General features: G+C 59.1%; 5 protein-coding genes and 1 pseudogene. 3 read left to right on the top strand and 3 right to left on the bottom strand.

What is annotated here, in order from left to right; translation table 11 throughout:
• From ACFFAR_RS19585 to ACFFAR_RS19575, 3 genes are all read right to left on the bottom strand, one after another.
• Positions 1-427 (bottom strand): solute carrier family 23 protein (locus tag ACFFAR_RS19585; RefSeq protein ID WP_375508304.1); only part of this gene is annotated, 427 nt, incomplete at its 3' end.
• 303 nt (positions 428-730) lie between these two features.
• Positions 731-2,389, bottom strand: a complete 1,659-nt coding sequence (gene ggt / locus ACFFAR_RS19580) for a gamma-glutamyltransferase (RefSeq protein ID WP_375508305.1) — start codon at positions 2,387-2,389, stop codon at positions 731-733.
• A 213-nt stretch (positions 2,390-2,602) separates the two neighbouring features.
• Entirely contained in the window at positions 2,603-3,526 is a 924-nt protein-coding gene (locus ACFFAR_RS19575) for a LysR substrate-binding domain-containing protein (RefSeq protein ID WP_062003109.1), read from the bottom strand.
• A gap of 423 nt (positions 3,527-3,949) precedes the next feature.
• Between ACFFAR_RS19575 and ACFFAR_RS19570 the strand changes: the two genes are divergently transcribed.
• From ACFFAR_RS19570 to ACFFAR_RS19560, 3 genes and pseudogenes are all read left to right on the top strand, one after another.
• A complete protein-coding gene (locus tag ACFFAR_RS19570) occupies positions 3,950-5,656 on the top strand; it encodes an ABC transporter substrate-binding protein (protein ID WP_375508303.1) in 1,707 nt (568 codons plus the stop codon).
• A 94-nt stretch (positions 5,657-5,750) separates the two neighbouring features.
• Positions 5,751-6,671: an ABC transporter permease subunit gene (locus ACFFAR_RS19565; protein ID WP_086381082.1), complete on the top strand. Its 921-nt coding sequence runs from the start codon at positions 5,751-5,753 to the stop codon at positions 6,669-6,671.
• A gap of 29 nt (positions 6,672-6,700) precedes the next feature.
• A pseudogene (locus ACFFAR_RS19560) lies at positions 6,701-7,141 on the top strand (peptide ABC transporter permease); the annotation flags it as partial.

Below are 7,141 nucleotides of genomic sequence, written 5' to 3'. Positions count from 1 at the left end.
GGAATACGGCGCCGAGCGCCACGGATGGCGAGAGCCCTTTGCCCAGCACAAGCCCGAATGCGGTGAAGGCGGTCAGCGAGATTGCGCAGCCGATTGCGATCGGCAGGCGTGCCCAGACGCCCATCAGCAGCGAACCGAAGGCGGTCGTGAGGCAGACGGCGACGAAGACGGCGCGGGTATCGAATCCGGCTTTTCCGAGCATGGCGGGGACGACGAAGACGGAATAAACCATCGCGAGAAACGTGGTAATGCCGGCGATCACTTCGCGCCGCTGCGTGCTGCCGCGTGCGCTGATCTGGAAATAGCGGTCGATTGCGCCGCCTTGCGTTTTGCTTTGCGTCTCGTCTTGCGTTCGGCCGTGAGCGGACGGGGATTCGTCCTGTTGAATATCGATGCCGCGAAGCGGCTGGGCGTGGGGTTCCATCATGAGCTGTTCTCCTTTATCAGCATGCTGAAACGGGCCGGGAACAAGCCGGAGAGCCGTCTTCAGGGGTCGTCTCGAAAGTCGTATTTTTAGTAGTGGCCAGAAACGATGCGCTGGACTGGGCCAGGACAGAGACTAGGCGATCAGCACGCCGCATCCAATCTCAAAAATGGGATTCCAGTCATGCCGCGATCCTTATAAGCTTGATTCCAGGGGCTTATGGGCGGGTTTTATCGTGCGGCGGAAAATGCAAAGGCCAGGTCCGAAGACCTGGCCTTTGTGCTTTGTCGAGGCTCCTTACAAGGCTTACTGGATCACGCGCGTCACGCCGCGGCCGCGGGGATCGGCGACGGGTTCAGGCGTTTTATCGTTGATCTCGATGGCCTGGATGTCTCCGTTGAAACCCTGCTTCTGCAGCGTATAACCCTTCGCTTCGAGTTCCTTCGCCAGATCACCGTCGATAGGCTTGTACGGCTCCCAGAAGATCGTGTTCGGCGGCAGCAACTGGTGATGCCAACGCATCGCGGCGACGGCCTCGGGCAGCGGCATTGAGAAGTCGTACACGTTGTTGATCACCTGAAAGATCGAGGTGAAGATGCGCGAGCCGCCCGGCGTGCCGATCACCATTGCGACCTGATCGTCCTTCGTCAGGATCGTGGGCGACATGGAGGAGAGCGGACGCTTGCGCGGTTCGATTGCGTTGGCATCGCTGCCGACCACGCCGAACATGTTTGCGACACCCGGTTTCGAGGAGAAGTCATCCATCTCGTCGTTGAGCACCACACCCGTACCGTCGGCAATTACACCCGCGCCGAAATAACCGTTGATGGTGTACGTATTCGATACCGCGTTGCCCCATTTGTCCACGATCGAAAAGTGCGTGGTCTCGGCTTTCTCGGGCATTGTGGTGCCCAGGCCCGGAATAACACTCTTCGTGTCTGACGGCGTGTCCGGATTCACTTCGGATGCACGCTTCAGGATGTAGTCGTCGTTGATGAGTTGCGCGATCGGCACCTTGTAGAAATCAGGATCGCCGAGATACTGCGCACGATCGGCAAAGACGCGTTTCTCGATTTCCGCCGTCAGGTGGATGTATTGCGCCGAATTGAGCGGAACGTTTGCGTACTTGTCCTTGAGATCGGCCTTCATCTTGAGCAACTGGACGAGACCGATGCCACCCGAACTCGGAGGCGGCGCGGTGATGATCCGGTAGCCGTTCCAGCTTGCGAGAACCGGCGTGCGCCAGACCGCCTTGTACTCTTTCAGATCCTGTTCCGTGATGAGGCCGTGGCCCCGCATGGAGTCGGCAATCAGGCTTGCGGTCTGACCTTCATAAAAGCCCTTCGCGCCCTTGTCCGCAATACGCTGCAACGTGGCAGCCAGTTCCGGCTGCTTGAAGTTCACGCCTTTATTCAGGGTTCCGAAGTAACTGTCGAAGTTCGTCTTGCCTGCAAATTCCTTAGATGCCGCGTCCTTGCGTTCCTGCAACTGGTCGCTGACTTCGAAGCCGTCCTGCGCGTACTTGATCGCGGGCGCGACCACTTGCTTCCACTTCAGCTTGCCAAAGCGCTTTTGCGCTTCCCACATGCCCGAGACCGTGCCCGGCACGCCGACCGCGCGATGTCCGTAAAGGCTCATGCCCTTGATGACTTCGCCTTTGTCATCGAGATACATGTTCTTCGTGGCCGCGATCGGCGCGCGCTCACGATAATCGAGGAAGTACGGACGATGATCCACGTACAGCGTCATGAAACCGCCGCCGCCGAGATTGCCTGCTTCCGGATACGTCACGGCCAGCGTGAAGGCGACGGCAACGGCGGCGTCGACCGCGTTGCCGCCTTGTTTGAAGATCTGCTCGGCGGCATCAGCGGCGAACTTGTCCGCGACAGCAACAGCCGACGCCGTCAGCACCACCGGTTGCTGTGCAACCTTGGCGTATGCCGGCGTGCTTTCGACAAATCCCATCGATACCGCAAAAATCGCCGCCGCTACACTTCCAAGCGCAAACGAACGCGTGCGATGCAGTGAATTCATGGACATCTTCATTGCCATCTTTCTCCTCCTCTTGATTGGGTATTCGTCTCGTCGTCACTTCCCGGCGGACAGGATGACGGGAAGCGCATCCGGGCTTATACCACGAGGCGGAATTCTTTTGAAAGGCTGGCAAATCCGGTGTTTTTATGCGTCGGCGAGCACGGGGGCTTCATCGAGGGAATACGTTGCCACCACGCGCAGGACGGACTCGCGAAAAGACGCGACCAGATCCGAACGGATGCCGCTGCTCGGATACGAAAGCACGTACTCGTATTCAATAGCCGCTTCGAACGGCCGCACGATCACGCCGTGCATGCGCCACACCTTCGCGGCGAACGGTTCGACGATCGACACGCCCAGTCCGCCCGCGACCATGGCGTATCGTGTATGCGCGGTGTCGGTCATCACCGTATAGTTCGCGCGATCCTCGCCGGCCGCGAACAACGATTGCTCGGCGGCATACGGTTGACGCGAATTCGGCAGCCATCCAATGATGCGTTCACCACGCAAATCCGACGTACGCACGACTTTTTTCCTGGCCAACCGATGCGAAGCCGGCATCGCGCATTGACCGCGCGCGCTCAGCAGTTTTTCCACTTCGATACCTGCAACCGGCGCGAACGCCTGGCTGATTGCCACGTCGGCCTTGTGGTTCTGAAGGATAGTAAGCACTTCGGGCACCTTTACCGAGTCCACGCGGATGGGCACGCCCGGATGACGCTCGACAAAATCGGCGAGTATGGGCGGTAGCAGGGTGCTTGCAAGCACCGGCAAGCATGCGACGGTCAGTCCTTCTGAAGCTTCATCGCGGATGAGTTCGGCCACTTGTTTCAAGCGGTCCAGCCCCAGGAAATTCTCTTCGACCGACTTGAAAAAACGCAATCCGGCATTGGTTGGATTGAGCCTGCCGCCAGTGCGGCTGAAGAGGCTGAAACCGAGGTCAGCCTCTAAATCTGCAATCAGACGGCTAATGGCGGGTTGCGTGACGTGCAAAGCACGCGCAGCGCCCACGCTGGTACCGGTCATGATCAACGAACGGAATGCTTCTATCTGGCGAAAACGAATCATCGTAGCGAGCCTGCTGGTGAACCGTGAGGACGCCGATGGTAGCGCGATACGCCCATGCTTGCCGACCGAAGAAATACGCTCGTGCGAAAACACAAAACTTATGCACGGCGGACACTCAGTCATACACAAAACACATGGCCTATAAGCACATGTGAGTGGATTCCACTTTATTGCTCTGAAATACTCCCGGCGAATTCGAATTTGTTGTGGATTCGTAGCGTCGGTAAAGCAGTTTGAAAGATAAGCTAAACAGCCGTTGCGAGTTGGAGACAGACGCAGGAGGCCGGAACGTCGTTCCTGATCAAGCCGCAGACGCTGACACATTTCTGCACAGAACGCGCCGCCAGATAAGGTAAAAGCTGGCCTTGTCTGGCGCGTGCATGCCCCGCTGCGCCGTTGTAAAGATAAATAAGAAGGATTCCCATGATGTTGTTCGCAGGACTCGTTGCTCGTAGCGCACGCGTTGACGCTTTTTTTCGTCCGGGCGATGCTGTCGATCGCCGCATCTTCGGCAAAAGCGGTAAATGGCTGCCGGCATTGGCCGCGAGCGTCGTTGTCGCCGCCAGCACGATTCCTGTAGCGCATGCGGCAAACGTGCCGGCCGGCGTGCAACTCGCCGCCAAGCAGGAGCTGGTCCGCAACAACGCGTCTGAAGTCGAGACGCTCGATCCGAACCTGGCCGAAACCGTGCCGTCGAACAACGTGACTCGCGATCTTTTTGAAGGCCTGACCGCGACGAATGCCGATGGCGAAGTCGTCCCGGGCGTGGCGGAAAAATGGGAACAGAAAGATGCCACTACATGGGTCTTCCATTTGCGAAAGAACGCGAAGTGGTCCAATGGCGAACCTGTGGTCGCCAATGATTTCGTCTATGGATGCCAGCGTCTTGTCGACCCGAAGATCGCGTCGCCTTACGCAACGACGTTTGGCATCTTCCTGCTCAATGGCGCTGACATCATCGCGGGGAAAAAGCCGCTGGATTCGCTCGGCGTTCGCGCGGTCGACGCCTATACCATCGAAGTCAGGACGCCTGGTCCTGTGTCGTTCATTCCCGAACTGATGTCGAATACGAACCTGGGTCCGGTCAACAAAGCCGCCATCGATAAATTCGGCAAGGACTGGACGAAGCCCGGCAAGCTGGTCGGCAACGGCGCGTTCGTGCTGAAGGACTGGCAAGTGAACAGCAAGCTGGTGCTTGCGCGCAACCCGAACTACTGGGACGCGGCGCACGTGCAACTGACGCAGGTTACGTATCTGCCGTTGGAAAGCGAAACCACCGACATCAAGCTGTTCCAGTCAGGCGACAACGACTGGGTCTACCAGTTGCCGTCGGGAACGTACGCGAAGTACAAGCAGGACTTCCCGAACGACATCAAGCTCTCGCCCATGCTCGGCCTGCGCTATTACTCGTTCAACAACAAGGACCCGCTGCTCAAGGACGTGCGCGTGCGCCAGGCGTTGTCGATGGTGATCGATCGCGACATCCTCGCGCAACGCGTCACCGCCGACGGCCAGATCCCGGCGTATGGCGTGATCGTGAAGGGTGTGAAGGGCGCCGACGTCACTGCCTACGACTGGTCGACATGGCCGATGGCCAAGCGCGTGGAAGAAGCGAAGAAGCTGCTCGCGCAAGCGGGCGTGAAGCCCGGCACGACGATTCGCTTCGCCATGAACTCGAGCGATTACCACAAGAAGATGGCCATTTTCGCGGCATCGGAATGGAAGACCAAGCTGGGTCTCGACACGCAGATCGACACCATGGAATTCAAGGTCCTGACCAAAAAACGTCATTCCGGTGACTTCCAGATCGCGCGCAATGGCTGGGTTGCCGACTACAACGACGCGACCACGTTTCTCGGGCTCGTCTCATGCGGGTCGGAGCAGAACGACAACTTCAACTGCAATCCCAAGGCCGACGCGCTGATCAAGGAAGCGAACTCCACCACCGATCAGGCAAAACGCACGCAATTGCAGACGCAGGCCGCGAAGCTCGTGATGGACGACTATCCGATGTTGCCGCTGTTGCAATACACGATCGCGCGGCTCGTGAAGAGCTACGTGGGCGGGTATTCACTGAAGAACCCGATGGACCGTTATCGCAGCAAGGATCTGTATATCGTGAAGCACTGAGCGAGGCGCCACGCTTTCGCTACCGTTCCCGCAACACCCATGAGGCGGCCGTCGCGACGCACACTGATCGCGACGCCGCCAGGAGAGAAGTTCCATGTGGTCTTATACGTTGAGGCGTGTACTGCTGACCGTGCCGACGCTGCTGATTGTCGTCACGGTGTGTTATCTGCTGCTGCATGCAACGCCGGGCGGTCCGTTCGATGGCGAGCGCAAGGTCTCGGCCGAAGTGCTTGCGAACCTGCAGGCGAAATACCATCTCGGCGAACCGCTGTGGAAGCAGTATCTGCTGTATCTCAACAGCCTCTTGCATGGGGACCTGGGTGCATCGTTCAGATACGCCGACTGGAGCGTGAACGACCTCGTGCTGCGCGCGTTGCCGGTGTCGCTGACCATCGGCGGTGTGTCGATGGTGCTCGCAATCGTGCTCGGCGTGATACTCGGCATCTTCGCGGCGCTCTACAGGAACAGCCCGGCGGATTACCTGCTGATGATCGTGGGGAATGCGGGCAGTGCGTTTCCGTCGTTCGTGATCGGGCCCGTGCTCATTCTCGTGTTCGCGATTCTTCTCAAATGGCTTCCCGCCGGCGGCTGGAACGGTTTCCATGTGCGCTACATGGTGCTGCCTATTGCGCTCCTGACCATCATCAATGTGGCGACCGTCGGACGCGTGACGCGCGGCAGTCTGATCGAAGTGATGAACACCAACTACATTCGTACCGCCTATGCCAAGGGCCTGTCGCAATGGACCGTCGTGCTGCGCCACGCGCTGCGCCCGACCATGATCCCGGTGGTATCGGTGATCGGGCCGCTTGCCATCGGTTCGATCACCGCGGCTGTTGTCACGGAGTCCGTGTTCTCGCTACCGGGTATCGGCAAGCTGATCGTGAACGGCGCCGCGAATCGCGATTACACGCTGGTGCTCGGACTCGTCGTGCTGGTGACCGTGGTTGCCGTCCTGCTCAATCTGCTGGTCGATCTCGCGTACGCGTGGCTCGATCCGAAAATCCGCTACTGATCAGTTAGCCCATGCGCATGAGGTCTGCAATGAAACAAGGAACGCTCGTCCCCGCGCTCGAAAGCGTGCTGGCCGTGCCGGTTGAAGGGCGCAGCCCGTGGCAGGACGCGCGCTTGCGCTTTGCGCGCAACAAGGCGGCCGTCGCGAGCCTCGTGATTCTTGTTCTGATCACGCTCGCCTGCATCATCGGTCCGATCGTATTGCCCAACGCCTTCGATTCCACCGACTGGAACATGATGAGTTCCACGCCGACGTTTGCCAACTGGCATTTGTTCGGCACCGATGAAACCGGCCGCGACCTGCTCGTGCGGTGTCTCGTGGGCGGACGTGTGTCGCTGATGATCGGCGCGTTGGCGACGCTCACGTCCGTGACGCTCGGCATTGTGTGGGGCGCGATTGCGGGGTTCGTGGGCGGACGCGTGGACAACGCGATGATGCGCATTGTCGACATGATGTACGCCATTCCCTAC

It is taken from the genome of uncultured Caballeronia sp. (assembly GCF_964243625.1).
Taxonomy (GTDB): Bacteria; Pseudomonadota; Gammaproteobacteria; order Burkholderiales; family Burkholderiaceae; genus Caballeronia.
This window is presented reverse-complemented; position numbering and strand designations above follow the sequence as displayed.

What these genes read in the sequence shown, in the direction of transcription:
- ggt (WP_375508305.1), bottom strand. Translation starts at nt 2,389, where the DNA reads ATGGGATTTGTCGAAAGCACGCCGGCATACGCCAAGGTTGCACAGCAA.
- ACFFAR_RS19575 (WP_062003109.1), bottom strand. Translation starts at nt 3,526, where the DNA reads ATGATTCGTTTTCGCCAGATAGAAGCATTCCGTTCGTTGATCATGACC.
- ACFFAR_RS19570 (WP_375508303.1), top strand. Translation starts at nt 3,950, where the DNA reads ATGATGTTGTTCGCAGGACTCGTTGCTCGTAGCGCACGCGTTGACGCT.
- ACFFAR_RS19565 (WP_086381082.1), top strand. Translation starts at nt 5,751, where the DNA reads ATGTGGTCTTATACGTTGAGGCGTGTACTGCTGACCGTGCCGACGCTG.